Annotated in this window: 18 protein-coding genes; 10 read left to right on the forward strand and 8 right to left on the reverse strand. The window is 41.2% G+C overall.

Annotated features, from left to right (window positions below; all coding sequences use genetic code 11):
* The first annotated feature begins 6 nt into the window (after positions 1-6).
* From AC3CIA_RS00845 to pseI, 8 genes are all read left to right on the forward strand, one after another.
* Positions 7-798: a glycosyltransferase family 2 protein gene (locus tag AC3CIA_RS00845; RefSeq protein ID WP_488518351.1), complete on the forward strand. Its 792-nt coding sequence runs from the start codon at positions 7-9 to the stop codon at positions 796-798.
* Between the two features lie 10 nt (positions 799-808).
* The gene (locus tag AC3CIA_RS00850) at positions 809-1,888 is read left to right on the forward strand and encodes a glycosyltransferase family 4 protein (RefSeq protein ID WP_488518352.1); all 1,080 of its coding nucleotides are present in this window, start codon (positions 809-811) and stop codon (positions 1,886-1,888) included.
* 81 nt (positions 1,889-1,969) lie between these two features.
* Complete coding sequence (gene pseB, locus AC3CIA_RS00855; protein WP_488518353.1) at positions 1,970-2,983, forward strand: UDP-N-acetylglucosamine 4,6-dehydratase (inverting); 1,014 nt, start codon at positions 1,970-1,972, stop codon at positions 2,981-2,983.
* Positions 2,980-4,155 (forward strand): UDP-4-amino-4,6-dideoxy-N-acetyl-beta-L-altrosamine transaminase, encoded by a 1,176-nt coding sequence (gene pseC / locus AC3CIA_RS00860; protein ID WP_488518354.1) that lies wholly within the window; start codon positions 2,980-2,982, stop codon positions 4,153-4,155. The genes pseB and pseC overlap by 4 nt, the downstream gene beginning before the upstream one ends.
* Complete coding sequence (gene pseF, locus AC3CIA_RS00865) at positions 4,155-4,844, forward strand: pseudaminic acid cytidylyltransferase (protein ID WP_488518355.1); 690 nt, start codon at positions 4,155-4,157, stop codon at positions 4,842-4,844. The genes pseC and pseF overlap by 1 nt, the downstream gene beginning before the upstream one ends.
* A gap of 3 nt (positions 4,845-4,847) precedes the next feature.
* The gene (gene pseG / locus AC3CIA_RS00870) at positions 4,848-5,918 is read left to right on the forward strand and encodes a UDP-2,4-diacetamido-2,4,6-trideoxy-beta-L-altropyranose hydrolase (protein WP_488518356.1); all 1,071 of its coding nucleotides are present in this window, start codon (positions 4,848-4,850) and stop codon (positions 5,916-5,918) included.
* On the forward strand, positions 5,899-6,456 hold the full coding sequence (gene pseH / locus AC3CIA_RS00875) for a UDP-4-amino-4,6-dideoxy-N-acetyl-beta-L-altrosamine N-acetyltransferase (protein ID WP_488518357.1): 558 nt from the start codon (positions 5,899-5,901) through the stop codon (positions 6,454-6,456). Before pseG ends, pseH begins: the two co-directional genes overlap by 20 nt.
* Positions 6,449-7,498, forward strand: coding sequence for a pseudaminic acid synthase (gene pseI, locus AC3CIA_RS00880; RefSeq protein ID WP_488518358.1), 1,050 nt, complete (start codon positions 6,449-6,451; stop codon positions 7,496-7,498). The genes pseH and pseI overlap by 8 nt, the downstream gene beginning before the upstream one ends.
* Positions 7,499-7,502: 4 nt before the next feature.
* Here pseI and AC3CIA_RS00885 read toward each other — a convergent pair whose 3' ends face one another.
* The 5 genes from AC3CIA_RS00885 to rfaD all read right to left on the reverse strand — a co-directional run bounded on the left by AC3CIA_RS00885 (position 7,503) and on the right by rfaD (position 12,597).
* Positions 7,503-8,609 carry a polysialyltransferase family glycosyltransferase gene (locus tag AC3CIA_RS00885; RefSeq protein WP_488518359.1) on the reverse strand — a complete coding sequence of 369 codons (1,107 nt, stop codon included), beginning with the start codon at positions 8,607-8,609 and terminating at the stop codon, positions 7,503-7,505.
* Positions 8,606-9,358, reverse strand: a complete 753-nt coding sequence (locus AC3CIA_RS00890) for a glycosyltransferase family 25 protein (RefSeq protein WP_488518360.1) — start codon at positions 9,356-9,358, stop codon at positions 8,606-8,608. Before AC3CIA_RS00890 ends, AC3CIA_RS00885 begins: the two co-directional genes overlap by 4 nt.
* On the reverse strand, positions 9,351-10,553 hold the full coding sequence (locus tag AC3CIA_RS00895; protein ID WP_488518361.1) for an O-antigen ligase family protein: 1,203 nt from the start codon (positions 10,551-10,553) through the stop codon (positions 9,351-9,353). Before AC3CIA_RS00895 ends, AC3CIA_RS00890 begins: the two co-directional genes overlap by 8 nt.
* Positions 10,554-10,564: 11 nt before the next feature.
* Positions 10,565-11,521, reverse strand: coding sequence for a lauroyl-Kdo(2)-lipid IV(A) myristoyltransferase (gene lpxM / locus AC3CIA_RS00900; protein ID WP_488518362.1), 957 nt, complete (start codon positions 11,519-11,521; stop codon positions 10,565-10,567).
* A gap of 134 nt (positions 11,522-11,655) precedes the next feature.
* Positions 11,656-12,597, reverse strand: a complete 942-nt coding sequence (rfaD, locus tag AC3CIA_RS00905) for an ADP-glyceromanno-heptose 6-epimerase (RefSeq protein ID WP_488518363.1) — start codon at positions 12,595-12,597, stop codon at positions 11,656-11,658.
* Between the two features lie 152 nt (positions 12,598-12,749).
* Between rfaD and AC3CIA_RS00910 the strand changes: the two genes are divergently transcribed.
* Both AC3CIA_RS00910 and AC3CIA_RS00915 read left to right on the forward strand, forming a co-directional pair.
* Positions 12,750-13,913, forward strand: a complete 1,164-nt coding sequence (locus AC3CIA_RS00910) for a nucleotide sugar dehydrogenase (RefSeq protein ID WP_488518364.1) — start codon at positions 12,750-12,752, stop codon at positions 13,911-13,913.
* A gap of 157 nt (positions 13,914-14,070) precedes the next feature.
* Positions 14,071-14,709, forward strand: coding sequence for a TetR/AcrR family transcriptional regulator (locus AC3CIA_RS00915; RefSeq protein ID WP_050644515.1), 639 nt, complete (start codon positions 14,071-14,073; stop codon positions 14,707-14,709).
* A 243-nt stretch (positions 14,710-14,952) separates the two neighbouring features.
* Here AC3CIA_RS00915 and AC3CIA_RS00920 read toward each other — a convergent pair whose 3' ends face one another.
* The 3 genes from AC3CIA_RS00920 to gpsA all read right to left on the reverse strand — a co-directional run bounded on the left by AC3CIA_RS00920 (position 14,953) and on the right by gpsA (position 18,399).
* Positions 14,953-16,104, reverse strand: a complete 1,152-nt coding sequence (locus AC3CIA_RS00920; RefSeq protein ID WP_428784001.1) for a murein hydrolase activator EnvC family protein — start codon at positions 16,102-16,104, stop codon at positions 14,953-14,955.
* 148 nt (positions 16,105-16,252) lie between these two features.
* Positions 16,253-17,074: a serine O-acetyltransferase gene (gene cysE, locus AC3CIA_RS00925; protein WP_009847961.1), complete on the reverse strand. Its 822-nt coding sequence runs from the start codon at positions 17,072-17,074 to the stop codon at positions 16,253-16,255.
* 260 nt (positions 17,075-17,334) lie between these two features.
* Positions 17,335-18,399 (reverse strand): NAD(P)H-dependent glycerol-3-phosphate dehydrogenase, encoded by a 1,065-nt coding sequence (gene gpsA, locus AC3CIA_RS00930; RefSeq protein ID WP_488518365.1) that lies wholly within the window; start codon positions 18,397-18,399, stop codon positions 17,335-17,337.
* Positions 18,400-18,486: the final 87 nt, after the last annotated feature.

The following is an 18,486-nucleotide window of genomic DNA, read 5'->3' on the forward strand; positions in this document are numbered from 1 at the left end:
TGAATAATGAGAAAACATACCCTGTCTGTCATTGTTATTACCAAGAATGAAGAAGACCGAATTGAAACCTGTCTTAAATCTGTTGTTGATATTGCTGATGAGCTGATTGTTTTAGACAGTGGCTCAACAGATGCAACAGTTGAATTATGCCAAAAATATACAGATAACGTGACCATCACTGATTGGCCTGGCTTTGGTAAGCAAAAGCAGCGAGCGCTAGATAAAGCGACATGTGATTGGGTGCTATCGATTGATGCTGACGAAGCTCTAGATGAAGAGATGAGCAAGGCTCTTGTTGAACTATTGAAGCAAGATCAAATCAAACACACAGCGTATAAACTTCCTTGGGGAGTGACCCTTTATGGCACAACGCTCAAGTATGGCCGTAGCGCTCGCGCAGTCTTAAGATTGTTCAAGAGAGAAGGCTCTCGATATACGTTAGACGAGGTTCATGAGACGGTTGTTCCAGAGCAAGGCTCGACAGGGATATTGAAGGGGTTTCTTCTTCATTACACCCACCGCGATTATGGCCATGGTTTAGATAAAGCAGCGCAGTACGCTTGGCTTGGTTCGCAAAAGTACCATCGTAAAGGAAAGAAATCACACGGTTTATTCTTGGCTTTATTACGTGCTACATGGACGTTCTTCCTTGTGTATATCATTCGCCGTGGCTTTATGGATGGCAGTGTCGGCTTCATTATGGCGATGACCTACGCCCAAGTTAATTTTAATAAATACGTCGGTTTGTGGATTATTGAAAACCGTTCAGAAGACAGCTCAAAAGACCAAGCCAAATAGGAACCGATAGATGAAAATTTTAGTTTGTGCATCTTACTTACATGCATGGAACAGCTTACGCCCTGAAGCCGCAATCTTTATTGAACTTGCGCGTCAAGGTCACCAAGTCACTATCATGACCCAAGGTGAGTCTGAGCATGTATCAAAGTTAGAAGAGTATGGCATTCGAGTCGTTGATGGTTATCCAAAGCGTAAAATTTGTTTTGATACCATAAAAAAAATTCGCCACGAGCTGAAAACGCATGATTACGACATCTGCTATGCTTTTAATTCCAAAACGATACCTAATGCGGCGTTTGCCTGTATTGGTTTCAAGGTTAAATTAGTTGTTTATCGAGGCACTACTGGAGGTTTATATCGACATGACCCAAGTGCTTATCTAACACAGCTACATCCTCGTGTAGATGGCATAGTCTGTGTTTCTGAAGCGGTTCGACAAGATGTGGTGAAGCGCGTTTGGAAGAACAAAGATAACGTTGTTACCATATACAAAGGGCATGAATTGGATTGGTATAAAGTACCACCAACCGAGCGTTCTGAGTTTGGTTTGAATGAAGATGATGTAGTCGCAATTACTGCAGCGCACGTAAGGCCAAGTAAGGGTATCTCTGTCTTACTTGAGGCGACCAAATACATTACTGCACCGAACTTCCATTTGATCTTAGCGGGCAGCGGCTACGAGCCTCATTTTGATGAGATGAAAGCGAGCCCTATGAGTGAGCGAATTCACTACATTGGTCATCGTACTGACATCCCTTCAATCATGTGTATGGCTGACTTTCAAGTTCAGCCATCGATTAGCGGAGAAGGGCTACCACGCACGATTGTCGAAGCGATGGCAAATGGCACAACATCAGTGGTAACCACTACCGGTGGAGCTCCTGAACTCGTTGTAGATGGCGAGACTGGTTATATTGTCCCGACTGGTGACGCCAAGGCGTTAGGTGAGGCTATGGACAAGCTCGCACAAGATAAGACCAAGTGCACAATAATGAGTGAAGCGGCTAAGCAGCGATTAGATGAAAGCTTTAGTTCACGAGTGACAGTGAAGAAGCACCTGGAATTTTTTGAGAAGTTGTTAGTCAACTAAATGTAGTTAGATATCAATTTGAAATTCAAATATCTAAGTTTAAAAACTTAGATAAATAGAAAAATATTAGAGTAGTTGAGTATGCTAAATAACAAGACAGTATTAATTACAGGTGGCACAGGGTCGTTTGGTAAGCAATTTATCAAAACAATTCTGGAACGATATCAAGACGTAAAGAAGATCATTATCTTTTCTCGTGATGAACTGAAGCAGTTTGAAATCAAGCAGCAATATCCTCACAAGGATTTTCCACAATTACGCTTCTTTATTGGCGATGTTCGTGATCGTAACCGTATGATTCAAGCGTGTGAAGATGTTGATGTTATTATCCACGCCGCTGCGATCAAACAAGTAGATACTGCTGAGTACAACCCAACTGAATGTATTCGCACCAATATTGATGGCGCAGAGAACGTGATTAGTGCGGCTCTTGCGTGTGGTGTGAAAGATGTCGTTGCTCTCTCGACCGATAAGGCATGTGCACCAATTAACTTGTATGGTGCGACAAAGCTTGCTTCAGATAAGCTATTTGCCGCTGCGAACAATATTAAAGGCTCAAAAGACATTCGTTTCAGTGTTGTACGTTACGGCAATGTTATGGGCTCTCGTGGTTCGGTTATTCCATTCTTTATGCAGAAAAAAGAAGAAGGTGTACTGCCAATTACACATGAAGAGATGACGCGTTTTAATATTTCTCTTCAAGATGGCGTGAATATGGTCATGTATGCACTTGAAAACCATTTGGGAGGTGAGATCTTTATTCCTAAGATCCCTTCATACAAAATTTTAGACATCGCTGAAGCTATTGCGCCTGGCATGGTAACTAAGGTTGTAGGTATTCGCCCTGGTGAAAAGCTTCATGAAGAAATGATCACTGATACCGATTCTCTTAATACGATTGATTTAGGTCGTTATTACGCGATCCTTCCTTCTGTATCTTTTACGTATACAGAAGATGAATATATGAATCATCATAAAGCTGAAAAAGTCCCATTTGGTTTTAAGTATAACTCAGGTACCAATACTGAATGGGAAACCATTGAAGGTCTACGTGACCTAATCAAAGAGCATGTTGACCCTAAATTTACAGTGTGAGTAGAGCAGTGATTCCATACGGCAAGCAAGATATCAGTCAGCAAGATATTGACAGTGTAGTTGATGTCCTTAAATCTGACTTTCTAACTCAAGGACCACAAGTTCCTGCGTTTGAAAAAGCGTTAACAGAACATATTGGTGCTCAGTATGCGTTAGCAGTGAATAGTGCAACCTCGGCTCTGCATATCGCTTGTTTGGCTTTAGGTTTAGGGGAAGGTGACTGGTTGTGGACAACGCCTATTACTTTTGTTGCGTCTGCAAACTGTGGTCTTTATTGCGGAGCTAAAGTGGACTTTGTTGATATTGATTCAGCAACTTATAATATGTGCCCTAAAAAGCTAGAGCAAAAGCTAATTACTGCTAAAGCTACAGGAACTCTACCTAAAGTCGTGGTTCCTGTTCACTTATGTGGTCAACCTTGTGATATGGAATCCATTGCTAAGCTAGCCAAAGAATATGGCTTTAAAGTCATTGAAGATGCTTCTCATGCTATTGGTGGTCAATATCATGAACAACCAATCGGTAATTGTAAGTATTCTGATATTACAGTGTTCAGTTTTCACCCTGTAAAAATTGTCACAACGGCTGAAGGTGGTGCTGCATTAACGAACCAGAAAGAGCTAGCGGATAAAATGGCTCTCTTGCGCAGTCATGGTATTACACGAGATCCTGAAATGATGACGGAAGCTTCTCATGGTGGCTGGTATTACCAACAGGTTGATTTAGGTTTCAACTACCGCATGACAGAACTTCAAGCGGCGTTGGGTGTCACTCAAATGCAACGTCTTGATGAATTTGTTGCGGCGCGCCATGTGTTGTCTAAGCGTTATAATCAAATGTTATCTGAATTACCCTTGGTACTTCCTTATCAACTTGAAAACACGTACTCAGGTTTGCATTTATTCGTAATTCGTTTGAAGTTGGATGAGATATCATTAACTCATAAACAAGTGTTTGACGCCCTGCGTGAAAATGGTATCGGTGTTAATTTGCATTACATTCCTGTGCATACTCAGCCATATTACCAAGCTATGGGTTTTACTGAAGGGGAGTTCCCTGAGTCAGAACGCTACTATCAAGAAGCCATCTCACTGCCAATGTTCCACGGTATGACGGAAGAACAGCAAAATACCGTTGTTCGTGTAGTAACTGAAATTTTGACAGGTAAATAATGAACGTTGCTATTATTCCTGCACGTGGTGGCAGCAAGCGTATTCCTCGTAAAAATATAAAGCACTTTCATGGCAAACCTATGATCGCTTACTCAATCGAGGCTGCACTTGCTTCGGATTGTTTTGATAAGGTTATTGTCTCTACTGATGATGCTGAGATAGCCGAGGTAGCGATAAAGTATGGTGCTGAAGTGCCATTTTTACGGCCTTCAAATATCTCCGATGACTATGCTACCACTATGGATGTGATACACCATGCAATAACTTGGTGCGCTAATAATGGCTGGGATATTGGTGATGTTTGTTGTTTGTACGCCACTGCTCCGTTTGTTTTACCTGAAGATCTTCAGAAAGGCTACGAGCTACTTAGAGGAAATAGTGTGCAATTTACATTTAGTGCCACATCGTTTCCTTTTCCGATTCAGCGTGCAATTAAGCTTGATGAGCAAGGCTATGTTTCGATGTTTTCGCCTGAAAACGAACAGGTAAGATCACAAGACTTGGAAGAAGCGTATCACGATGCTGGCCAGTTTTATTGGGGTCGTAAAGATGCTTTCCTGAATAAACTATCGGTGTTTTCCAGCCACTCTAAGGCCGTGCTCTTGCCGAGAAAACGCGTTCAAGATATTGATACCCAAGAAGACTGGGAACTGGCTGAATCTCTTTTTTCAGCATTGAGGTTAGGATAAATAATGAAGGTTACCTTCCGAGTGGATGCGTCACTATTTATCGGTAGTGGCCACGTCATGCGCTGTTTGGTGCTTGCTGATATATTAAAAAGCAAAGGTTTTTCTGTATGCTTTGCTTGTCTGCCTCAGCCTGGGGACATGATTACATATACCCGTGATAGAGGCTTTGACGTATTAGAGCTGACTCCCTCTTGTCTACAAATGACTCCCTCCCATAGCGCTGATTATAAAGCTTGGCTTCAACGTAGCGTTGAAGAAGATGCAAATGACTTTCTATCTAAAGTTGATTCTTCCGAGTGGGTGATTGTGGATCACTATGCGCTGGACCATGAATGGGAAAGTATCATTATAGGTAAGCTGTCATGCGCTATTTTATCGATTGATGACCTTAACCGTGAACACTGTAGTGATATTATTCTCGACCAAAACCTATGGCCAAACATTTCAAAAAGATATTCGGATTGTTCTGCTACCAAGCTCCTTGGTCCTGAATATGCTCTTTTAAGAGAGAGCTTTTCAACATTGCGGGATTCGCCCCGAGATTCAATATCCAATCAACTCTTAGTCTTTTTTGGTGGAACAGATCCTACAAATGAGTGCGAGAAGTTTATTCTTGCAGCAAATGAGTTTAAGAGACTCCCGTTTAATACTATTTTGATCACGGGGAGAATCAACCCTCGTTTTGATGCTTTGATAAAGCTTAATCAAAAGAGCAATGTTTCTATATACAAAAATTTAGAGAGTTTTGATTTATCTTTAAGTAATAGCAAATATGCAATTGGCGCCTCAGGAGTAAGTAACTGGGAGCGTTTTTGTCTGAGGGTTCCAGCCTCGATAGTTTCCGTAGCGGAGAATCAAGTAATACTTTCAAATTACTTGTCAGATTTAGGGTTTGTTGAATACTTAGGTGAAGGTATAACGACGAGTACCGATACTTATGCACTTGAGCTAGCGCGTTTATGTGAAAGGTGGGATGACATCAAACCTTTTAGTGATTTTGAAGTTGATGGCTTCGGTGCGAATAAGGTCGTTCAAACAATGGAGAGCTTTTATCGTGAAACAAAGAGTGATTAAATTTAGGCTACTTGAAGAAAGTGATTTAGAAGAAATTCTTGCTTGGAGAAACTCTCCAGATGTTAGAATAAATATGTACACCTCTCATGAAATCACTATGGATGAGCATAAGTCATGGTTTTCGAGCATGTGCAAGGATAGTTCAAAAGAATATTTTCTAGCAGAGTTAAATGGAGAGCCAGCAGGGGTTGTTGGATTTACTGATATAAATCGAATTCCTAGAATCGCTTCTTGGGCATTCTATGCGTCGCCCAACGCGGTAAGAGGTACCGGATCTTTGATGGAATATCGGGCCCTAGAGCATGCATTTACTGAATTAGATTTGCACAAATTACGCTGTGAGGTTTTAGGCTTTAATCAACCAGTAGTGAAATTACACTCCAAATTTGGCTTTAAAGTTGAAGGTACTCATCGAGATGCTTTCTTCAATGGGACTGAATATCACGATGTAGTACATTTGGGTATCTTTTCACATGAGTGGAAAGATATTAGAAACCTTATGAAAGATAAATTGAGAGTATACGAAGAAAATGAATAAAAACATATACATCGATAATCGAGAAATTGGTCCTAATTGTCCTCCATATATTATTGCTGAGCTTTCTGCTAACCATAATGGCGATATAAACCGAGCTTTTCAGATTATGGAAGAAGCAAAAAAAGCAGGTGCTGATGCGATTAAACTTCAAACCTATACCCATGAAACTATCACTATGGATAGTGACTCGGAAGAGTTTCAAATTCATGGCGGTTTATGGGATGGCCAAACTCTGTATGAGTTGTATAAAGAAGCGCATATGCCTTGGGAATGGCACAAGCCTTTGTTTGAAAAAGCAAAAGAGTTAGGTATTACGATATTTAGTTCACCATTTGATTTTACCGCTGTAGATTTATTAGAGGAGCTAGACGCTCCCGCATACAAAATAGCATCTTTCGAAGTGGTTGATTTACCTCTGATTAAGCGTGTTGCTCAAACGGGTAAGCCGATGATTATTTCAACCGGAATGGCCAACGAGGAAGAGATTGCAGAAGCAATAAAAACAACGAGAGATAATGGATGTAAGGAATTGGTTGTATTGCATTGTGTAAGCGGTTATCCAGCCCCTGCAGAACAATATAACTTAAAGACGATTGCCGATATCGCAGAGCGGTTTGACGTTTTATCTGGCCTTTCTGATCACACTATCGACAATGCTACCGCAGTTGCTTCAGTTACTCTAGGCGCATGTTTGATTGAAAAACATGTCACAATGGATCGTAACGGGGGCGGTGCAGATGATAGCTTCTCTCTTGAGCCTCATGAATTAGCTGCATTATGTAAAGACACGAAAACGGCTTGGCAAGCGATGGGGCAAGTGAACTACGCAAGAACAGAAGCTGAAAAAGGTAATGTTAAGTTCCGTCGCTCTTTATATGTGGTAAAAGACATAGCGGAAGGTGAATTGTTGACCCCCGAAAACATTCGGAGTATCAGGCCTGGTTTTGGCTTGCCACCAAAATACTATGAAGAGGTTCTAGGAAAAAAAGCTCTAACTAAGATAAATTCAGGAACTCCTTTATCCTTGAATTTATTTATATAGTCAGTTATTTGATATTAGATAGCTGTAGAGATATTAAATTTTGAAGGCTATCTTGTTTTTTTTCTAATTCAATTAATATATTCTCTAAGTCATGAACTTTGCTATCTGGGATTAATTTATATATTTCACAATATTCCTCGATCCCCATTCCGGCTGAAGAGTTAATTGATATTATGTTCACCTTATCTTTGCTAGATAGTAGATAAATTTCCAAAGGTAGTTTATTAGATAAAAATCTCACCCCTTTTTCTTTGAAAGATAAATAATCAGACTCACTTTCCTTTGGGTGCAACTTTAAAATTGGGGTTAAACCTTTACGTTTACTCTCTAATATTAACCTACTATAGATGTCATAAAAGAAACCATTGTTTTTAAGCTTACCTTTCAATTTGTTAAATATGGGTTGCGTGGCGATGATCAATGTATTGTTGTCGAAATTATTAGTACTGTCAAAATTAAAGCATTGTTGAATTTTTGATATTTTTGCTTTATCTTTTGATAAAATAAGTCTTCTTCCTTTGTGTTGTACTGATTTTGGTAGCTTTTCTGGGTGTATCACATAAATGTGGTCACATTGCTTTCTTTCACCAAATACGTAATGCTTAGGCGGTTGATTTGATAGCAAACGAAATAATTGCTTGGGCTTATCATCAATCTGGTGCTTAACGTAATTACCCATTCCATCTTCTATCATTGAGTAAGATTTAACTAGAAGGCGAAATAACCTAGACATCTTATTATTATCATTGAATAAGAATAGTTTATTTATCCCAACCTTTAAGTCTACGTTGTTATTGCTTTCATATATTGAAGACACCAATATTTTTTTTAATGGTTCTGGTATTGACCAACCACGAAGAGAGCAAAATAAAATATATTTACCAATATATCCAATCTTCTTTATATGATTAACTAACGATTCCCTATTCATTAACACTAACTCTATTCTTGTAGGGAGTTGATCTGTGTCTATGTCTTTAGGATCTACATCTTGATAATCATAGAAATAAATTATGGTCGACGGATTAATCTCATCTTGTGCTTTATACAAGCTAAGTAATAAGTGCCTTACCGTCGAGCAGACATAAATATCTTTATGTGTTGAGTTCATGATTTACTTCTACTCAGTTTGAATTTTAAATTATGTAAGTGACGTTGAATAGTTTCGCTTAAATTGAACCACTCACGCTTACATTTCTTGAATAAACTTCTGGTGCAGGTGCGTTTTTCATAGCCGATATCAGAATCAAACTTTGGGTCATTCGTTAAGCAGGGTACCGCAGTGCCGTAGCACTCGACTTCGTTTTGCCAGAATCGGTCCATATAAATATCGACGGCCATATACCATTCATTTGAATTATTAAGTAGTTTTTTTGCGCCTGAGGGCGTTAGAAAGTAGCCTGTTGCACTCATGTGACCTTTAGTGAATCTATGTATTTTGGTTGAACTACACTCAAAGATACAATATGAACTAAACTTTCGACGTTTGTTTTTAAATAACCGAATACATTCTATATGGTTAGGTAGCTCTGCTGTGTCCTGTATAAAATTAAGAAACGTCTCTTTAAATAGAAGAGCGTCATCCTCAATTACGATTATTGGCTGGTTGAGTTCGACACACTTCTGCCATAATAAGTAATGGCTTGCATAACACCCTAACTGACCAGCGCTTAGTGTTTTTGCTCGGTATGTTTGGCTCAACTCATCATTATAATGGCTGAGAAGCGGATGAGGCGGCGACACTCTTCCATCTACTGCCGTAAACAACTCAAAAGGAAGGGATAGTCCATCAAGCTGACGACTAATGTTCTCTTTTCTTTCTGTGGAAGGTTCTAAATTTATCACAAAGATTTTAGTCATTGGAAACTCTCTTACATCTTGAGCAAATAGGGACTAGAAATAATAAATACAACATCAGGGGTTGAGGGTGATTAAAAGGAACATCCGTTAATCCAGCAATAAAGAAAAGTGATGTCAAACCAATTACAATGAACTTTTCATGATCTACTAAATATTTTAAGGTTGAGATTGGGTAAGCTAACAATCCTACTAGTAAGGTTAAACCTATAACCCCTGATTTTACCAATTTGTCAATTATTTGGTTATGGTAATGGCTAGAAGCATAATAATAAATATAATGAGAGATAGCGTTGGTCTCTAGTTTTTCCTTTAATATTTTTTCATAATTATGACCATGACCTTGGCCTATTATTGGGCTTTGTATATAAAGTTCTGGTGCTAATTCCCACAACTGAAGCCTCCAACCAATCGAAGTGTCGTAATTCCCAGACTTAATATTATTAATCTCATAAATGGTATGTTCATATCGATGGCTGATTTTGTCTTTAAAAATAATTGAACCAAGAGATAATAAAATTATAGTTGTAAATAAGGACAATAAGATTTTATTTTTAGAGGGAGGGGTCTTTATGCACTTAATAACTATGATGATAAGAACACTTAATAATAGAGCTAACCAAACACCTCGAGCCTCACTCAAAATAATTGGTGGTAAGTAAAGTAGAAAGGCCAAAAGGTTCATAGCATGATGTTTAAAGGTTGATTTATCCATCAATAAAGAAAGGGCTACAATAGCGAGTAATGCTGAAGTTGTAGCATATGGTATGGGGTTAATGTACCCAGCATCGCGTTCAATGCCCATATACAGATTAAAATAAATACTATTAAAGCATATGGCGAAGCCGCCAACTAAAATGATCCAACGGATTAGTTGCTTGGTTAGGAGTTTATAAGGAAAAGCTAATAAGAAGAGTGTTGTACCAACTAACGCCCTGATTTCCCTAGAGCTAGCTCCATGATAATAGTAACTAAATATGGCATATAGGCATGAGGTTATTATCAGCCAAATAAAAGGGTAGCGTATATTGTTTAATATGGTTTCTTTTCTGAGGGCAGTTATACTAATTGCGATAGTAACTAAAAGTAATGGGATTATTTTTTTATCGCCATTATCTAATATTATCATTCCAGTAACGGCGAAAAAGTAAGGTAATGATAATAGCATTGTATATACATTTTTTTTTGTAATGTTCATTGCGTTTTGTACTAGCTATTGTAGGGGTTTATATTACTGTCCGGACGAGTCTTAAGCAGCCTTAAGATCCACATATATTGGTCTGGGTTTTTGCTCACGTAATTTTCAATACATTGGTTCATCATACGTGCGTCCTCTTCTTCGCTTCCTGTTGGGAAGGGTAGAGCAGGGTAGAAGTCCAGGGTATATTGGCCAGTGTTGCTGTCGTATTGAGCAAACAGAGGAACAATTCTAGCTTTACTTAGTTTTGATAGGCGACCAAGGCCCGAGATAGTTGCTTTTTGAGTCGCGAAAAAGTCAACGAAGACACTGTGTTCACGGCCAAGATCTTCATCGGGTAGGTAATAACCCAAGTAGCCATCTCTCACTGACTTGATGAAAGGTTTGATGCCTCCACTACGGTCGTAAACGCGACCGCCGTATTGCACGCGCTGTCGGTGCATTAGCCAGTCACTGAGTTTGTTTTTCTGAGCTTTCGCCATCGCAGACACAGGTAAATTGCGTGATGCTAATAATACAGCTGGGATATCGATAGCCCATGTGTGTGGTACCAGCAAGATCACATTCTCGCCGCTGTCCGTAATATCGGTTAGGTTACTCAGGCCGTTTATCGAGGTGTTATTCTCTAGCCAAGTTTTACTCTTGAGTGTCAGTGAAGCAAATCCCATCAAAAATGAGATGGAAGTAACGTATGACTGATAGAGAGTTTCTTCGCGCTCTTCGATTGATTGCTCAGGGAAACACATCTCAAGGTTCACCCGAGCCCGGCGGTTAGCCTTATTCTTAATTTTTACAGCTTGCTTAGCCATAAACTTAGCTAATGCTAAACGAATGCTATTAGGTAAGAAGCAGACTAAAGACGATAACAAAACAGCAATCCAAGTTCCCCAGTATTTAGGAGCTAGAAAACCCCATTCAAACTCAGGATTGTAAGCTTTTGGATCAAAATCATTGCGTTGTGTGGTCATTCATTCACTACATTATTTAAATCAGAGAGTTAACTTAATATCGGTCACTCTGGGAATGATTATATTCGTTAGACATTCCCAATAATACACGCTAAAAGTAGGGTGTATTATTGGTCCTAATCTGAAATATACCGTTAAGCGTTTACGATCTTCATGTACTCAGTAACGCCATCGGCTACTGCTTTAAACTCGATATCGCAACCTGTACCGCGAAGCTTCGTTAGGTCTGCTTGAGTGAACTCCTGGTAAGCGCCTTTTAAATGCTCAGGGAAAGGAATCGTTTCGATTTCGCCTTTACCATGGTGCTTGATAACTGCCTTGGCGACTTCTTCAAACGACTCAGCATTGCCAGTACCTAGATTAAAGAGGCCTGATACGCCATTTTCTAAGAACCATAGGTTTACCGCCGCGACATCACCGACATACACAAAATCACGCTTGAAGGTCTCGCTACCAGCGAACAACTTAGGGTTTTCACCGGCATTCATTTGGTTGTTTAGGTGGAAAGCGACAGAGGCCATGCTGCCTTTGTGTTGCTCGCGTGGACCATAAACATTGAAGTAACGAAACCCTACGATTTGCGAAAGCGTTTCGTTGTGTGCTGCTGCATCCGCGGTTAAGCGGCGAACGTAGTTATCAAATTGTTGTTTTGAATAGCCGTAGACATTCAATGCACCTTCGTACTCTCGCTCTTCAATGAAAGTATCGGTTTCACCATAAGTCGCAGCTGAAGAGGCATACAAGAAAGGGATTTCACGCTCAACACAGTAATGAAGTAGCTCTTTTGAGTATTCATAGTTGTTGAGCATCATGTATTTGCCATCCCACTCAGTGGTAGCAGAGCATGCTCCTTCATGGAAAACAGCTTCAATATGACCAAAATCATCACCGGCCATGACTTGAGTTAGGAAGTCATCACGATCCATGTAATCCGTGATGTCTAGGTCTACAAGATTCTTAAATTTCTTACCATCTTTTAAGTTGTCGACGACTAGAATATCGTTGTGGCCCGCCTCATTAAGCGCTTTAACAATATTGCTGCCAATCATGCCAGCACCACCTGTTACGATAATCATAATTTTCTAACTCTTTTGAATACAAAACTGTCACGAGTATAGCAAGGAATAGATAAAGCGGGCTAGTGGAATAATTCCCCAACCAGAGTATGATACGGCAAGCTAAGTTATAAATTCTGTTGAGTTAATTACTCAAAACTATAGGTATTATCATGAAGATTGCAGTAGCCGGTACTGGGTATGTGGGTCTATCAAACGCTATGCTTTTGGCACAACATCATGAAGTCATTGCGGTAGATATCATCGATGAAAAAGTGGCAATGCTAAACAATAAGCAGTCACCGATTGTAGACAATGAGATTGAGCACTTTCTATCAAATAAGACGCTGAACTTCATGGCGACAATGGATAAAGCCGCTTACAAAAATGCTGAATTTGTCATCATTGCTACACCTACCGATTATGACCCTAAAAACAATTATTTTGATACCAGCTCTGTAGAATCTGTCATCAAAGACGTCATGGAGATCAATCCTGATGCGGTGATGGTTATTAAATCAACGGTGCCGGTTGGCTATACCGAGCGTATTAAGCAAGAGCTGAACTGCGAAAACGTCATGTTCTCACCGGAGTTTTTGCGTGAAGGCAAAGCCCTGTACGACAACCTGCACCCATCACGAATCATTGTTGGTGAGTGTTCTGAGCGAGCTAAAGTGTTTGCAAACCTTCTTGTTGAAGGCGCAGAAAAAGAAAACATCGACGTACTGTTTACTCACTCAACGGAAGCAGAAGCAGTAAAGTTATTCTCAAATACTTATCTAGCGATGCGAGTTTCTTATTTCAATGAGCTCGATTCTTACGCGGAAGCGCATGGCTTAGATTCTCGTCAGATCATCGAAGGTGTGGGTTTAGACCCTCGAATTGGCAATCATTACAACAACCCTTCATTTGGTTATGGTGGTTACTGCTTACCGAAAGACACCAAGCAACTGTTGGCTAATTACCAAGATGTACCTAACAACATTGTGGGCGCTATTGTTGACGCTAACCGCACTCGTAAAGATTTTATTGCGGAGTCCATTATTAAGCGCTCGCCTAAAGTGGTGGGCATTTATCGATTGATCATGAAGGCCGGTTCAGACAACTTCCGTGCGTCGTCGATTCAAGGCATCATGAAGCGTTTGAAAGCTAAAGGTATTGAAGTGGTTGTGTTCGAACCTGTGTTGGAAGAAGAACACTTCTTTAATTCGAAGGTTTATTCTGACCTAGAAGAGTTCAAAGCCGTATCTGATGTGATTGTATCCAACAGGATGGTCGATGAAATATCAGACGTTGCAGATAAGGTGTACACACGAGACCTGTTTGGCAGTGATTGATTCCAGCAGCGATTAATTACAGCTGTGATTGATCAAAGGTGTGATGGATTGAAGGTGAATTTTAGCGTTTGCTAATTCGACCAGATGTTATCAGCTCGATCTATCCGCTTAGTGGCGATATACTGAACCACTAAACGGATAGGGATACTAGTAACTAATGAAAACACGTGACAAGATTGTTTACGCTGCTCTAGAGCTTTTTAATGAGCACGGCGAGCGTAGTATTACGACCAATCATATTGCTGAGCATATCGAGATTAGCCCTGGTAACCTCTACTACCACTTCCGTAACAAACAAGAAATTGTACGTGATATCTTCACCCTCTATTCAACAGAGTTGCTTGAAAGGTTCACGCCGATTCAAGGCCAGCAAGAAAGCCTGACGCTACTAAAGACCTACTTAGATTCTATCTTCACGCTAATGTGGAAGTACCGATTCTTCTATGCGAATCTGCCTGAAATATTGTCACGTGATGAAAAGCTCCACCTTGATTACATGGCTGTGCAAGAAAGATTGCAAACCAACCTTGTCGATATTATGAGAGCCTTTGTTGAGTTGAACTTGCTTAAAGCAACGGATGCGGAAATGAAGTCGATGGTCACTTCTCTTCACTTGATCGCATCGGGTTGGTTGGCGTATCAGTCTGCAATGTCTCCAAAAGCTCAAATTACAGAGCAAGTGGTCCATCAAGGAATGCTACAGATGATCGCGACCGTTAAACCAATTGCGACAACTCAAGGCTTTGAGCAGCTGACACTGTTGGAAGATGGTGTAAGGGCTTTGAATTCAAAGTAGAAAGATACGAGTAATGAAGATCGGGAAAGAGCAGATTCGAGTAGCGAGATACGAGTAAACGAAAAGCAGGGTAGAGCGGCGACTAGGCTAGCATTTTTCATGTCATGTTTTACTCTGACCTTGTGTCGGCTTTAAGCTTTTCGTATTTAGGTGACTCGAACCCAGCGTCTCTTTAAGCTCTTCGAATCTCGTTTACTCGAATCCCGTATCTGTTTTTAAGATCTGCGCATCCCGTATCTGCTCTTACCTAACTAACCAACTCTTTGGATTCTGAGCTTGGCTGTTTCTGCGAATTTCAAAATACAGTGATGGGCGCGTTTGGCCGCCAGTGTCACCTGCAAGTGCAATCGCTTCACCCGCTTTCACTTTGTCACCTTCTTTCTTTAAAAGTGCTTGGTTAAAGCCGTAGAGCGTCATATCGCCTTTACCGTGGTCAAGAAGAACAACTAAGCCATAACCTCGTAAGTACTCGGCAAAAACCACCGTGCCTGAATAAACAGACTTAACTTGCTGACCATATTTAGCGTTGATCACCATGCCTTTCCAGTTAATTTGCCCCGTTTGGCGTGAACCGTAGTTATGCAGAACTTTGTCTTTGATTGGCCAAGGCAGTTTGCCTTTACGTTTGGCTAACCCATCCATAGGGATTGCATTACGTCTCTCGCGAGCCGCTTTCTCTGCTTTCGCTATTTCAGCTTTTAGGCGAGTTTCATTGCGCTGAAGCTCCGCCAAGTAATTCTTATCACCCGAAATGTTCTTTTTAATACTGCCAACGGTTTTCTTACGCTGAGTTTGAGTTTTGGCTAACGTATCGCGCTTGGTGGTTTGCTGTTTTAATAGTGATGCTATCTGTTCTTGCTCAAGTTGACGCTGTTTATGGCTTTCTTCTAATTCAAGTTGCGTCTGTTCAATCGTTTTGATTGTTGCGGAGCGCGCTTTGGCAAGGTGTTGGTAATAGTGACTGATGCGATCTTCTTCAACACCCGTGTTGAGGATGTGAGAAGACGCTTTAGCTCGACTTGTCATGTAGTAAGTTTGAATCAGTTGTTCTAACTTGTCGGTATGGATTTTTTTCTGAGCCGTAAGCGCTTTAATCTTGGTGTCTAAGTTAGCAAGATTTGCATTAGCGGTATTGAGTTGCTTTTTACTGTCTAGAATCGCCTTTTCAAGCGACACAATGGACAGCTCTTGTTTCTTGAGGTTTGCCTGTAGGCTATCGAGTTTTTTTTGCTGTGAGGAAAGGTTTTTTTGTTGGCGAGATATTTCGCTCGATACGCCTTTCAGTTCCCCCTGAGAGGCGGAAAATGACGATGTAGATAACAGAGCAGCGCAAAGGCTGGTAGATATCAGAAGAGTCCGGCTAATGGCTCGAATTTGTTTCATCATTATCGTCATTTAGTTGTATTCATCTGCTCTTGATTTTTCGAATTTCGCTGAATCGAATCCCGCATCCGCTTTTAAGCTTTTCGCATTTCGGTTATTAGAATCCCGCATTTGCTTTTAAGCTCTTCGTATCTCGGTTACTTGAATCTCGAATCTGCTCTTAAATCCCATCACCATGGATGAAGTTTTGTGAGCGACCATTGAAGCCTTGATCCATATCCAAAGACGGCTTGTCAGTTTTTGGTTTGCCGACAATTTTTGCAGGAACGCCAGCGACTGTTGTATGAGGTGGTACAGCTTGTAGTACCACAGAGCAAGAACCAATTTTAGCGCCTTCACCGACTTCAATATTGCCGAGGATTTTAGCGCCGGCACCAATCATTACGCCTTCGCGGATCTTAGGATGACGATCGCCACCTTCTTTACCTGTACCGCCAAGGGTCACGTCTTGAAGGATAGAGACATCATTTTCAACGACGGCAGTTTCACCAATCACAATACCTGTCGCATGGTCGAGCATGATTGCTTTACCGATGCGAGCCGCCGGATGAATATCAACTTGGCAAGCAACTGAAATTTGGTTTTGTAAGTAAGTAGCAAGTGCAATACGACCTTGTTTCCATAGCCAGTTAGCCACTCGGTAGCCTTGCAGAGCGTGGTAGCCTTTCAGATAAAGCAGAGGCATCGAGTACATCTCGACCGCAGGATCTCGATTTACCGTCGCGCAGATATCACAAGCGGCAGCATCAATAATCGATTGGTCCTGCTTAAATGCTTGTTCAACCACTTCACGCACCGCCATTGCTGGCATTGAAGCCGTCTTTAGCTTGTTTGCTAGGATATAGCTAAGGGCTGCGCCTAAACTTTCATGGTTGATGATCGTGGCATGATAAAAACTCGCAAGCATAGGCTCTTGCTCCGACTGCTGTCGAGCTTCCTTCACAATGCATTGCCAAACTTTTTGTTGTTCACAGTGTTTCATTTTACCATCCATAATTTTTAAGGGGCAGATACGAATGACGAGATGAGAGATTCGAAGGGCGACAAGAACAGATTAAGGTAGCGAGATGCGAGTAACGAAAAGCAGCCTTCTTTAAGTGCTCAACATGCTCTTACTCTCTTCGTATCTGCTTTTACTTTTTTCGCATCTCGATTACCCGAATCTCGTATCTGCTTTTACTCTTTTCGTATCTCGTTTACTCGAATCTCTCTACTGCTCTTGGGTTACCTGTATCTGCTCTTCTATCTTTCTGACTTCTTGTCTCGTGCAAGTAGATCTTGTGCTGCTAAGTGTGCATCTTTCCCTTGATACAACACTTGATAAATTTGTTCAACAATTGGCATCTCAACGCCCATGCGTTCTGATAATAACCAAACTTCTTTGGTGTTGCGATAACCTTCGACAACTTGGCCAATTTCTTCTTGAGCCGTGTCGACGTCTTTACCTGAGCCTAGCGCCAAACCAAAACGGCGATTTCGCGATTGGTTATCGGTACAGGTTAGCACTAGGTCGCCTAGTCCTGCCATGCCCATAAAGGTTTCTGGTTGCGCGCCAAGAGCTGCACCTAATCGGCTCATCTCAGCTAAGCCGCGCGTGATAAGTGCGGTACGTGCATTAGCACCAAAGCCAATACCATCCGACATACCTGCGCCAATTGCGATAACATTTTTAACCGCGCCACCCAGTTGCATGCCGATGAAATCAGAGTTTGCGTATACGCGGAATGTTTTGCCGCAATGAATCTTCTCTTGTAGCTCTTCTAGGAAAACTTCGTCAGGTGAAGCGACAGAGATAGCCGTTGGCATACCCATCGCTAACTCTTTGGCGAAGGTGGGGCCTGATAGAACCGCTAACGAGTAACCATCACCAAGCACATCGTGTGCGACATCTTTGAGTAGGCGGCCAGTCTCTGGCTCTAACCCTTTCGTTGCCCAGCAGATACGAGAGTTCGTAGTTAAGTGAGGTTTTAGGCTATTTAGAACGATACCAAACACGTGGCTAGGAACAACAACAAGAAGGTCACGGCTTGCTGTTACCGCTTTCTCAAGGTCTGATTCGATGATGAGACTTTCAGGAAAGTCGATATTCGGCAGAAACTCATTATTCGCACGCTCTGATTCAAGGCGAGCCATATGAACCGGATCATGCCCCCAAAGAACAACGTTTGCACCGTTACGCGCTAGAGAGATCGCTAAAGATGTCCCATAAGAACCTGCGCCTACCACTGTCATCGCAATGTCTTTACCGTAAGTGCTGTCTTTACCGTAAGCGTCTGTCGCGTGAGTCGGGCGAGTTGTTTCTGTCATGCTTCCACCTAAAAATAATGAGGGAAATCGAAGAGTTCTGGAGAAGTTCTCTATAAAAGAAAGAGGTCTTTACTAAAAGATAGTGCT

The sequence above is a fragment of the Vibrio sp. QJM3NY_27 genome (genome assembly GCF_057785955.1).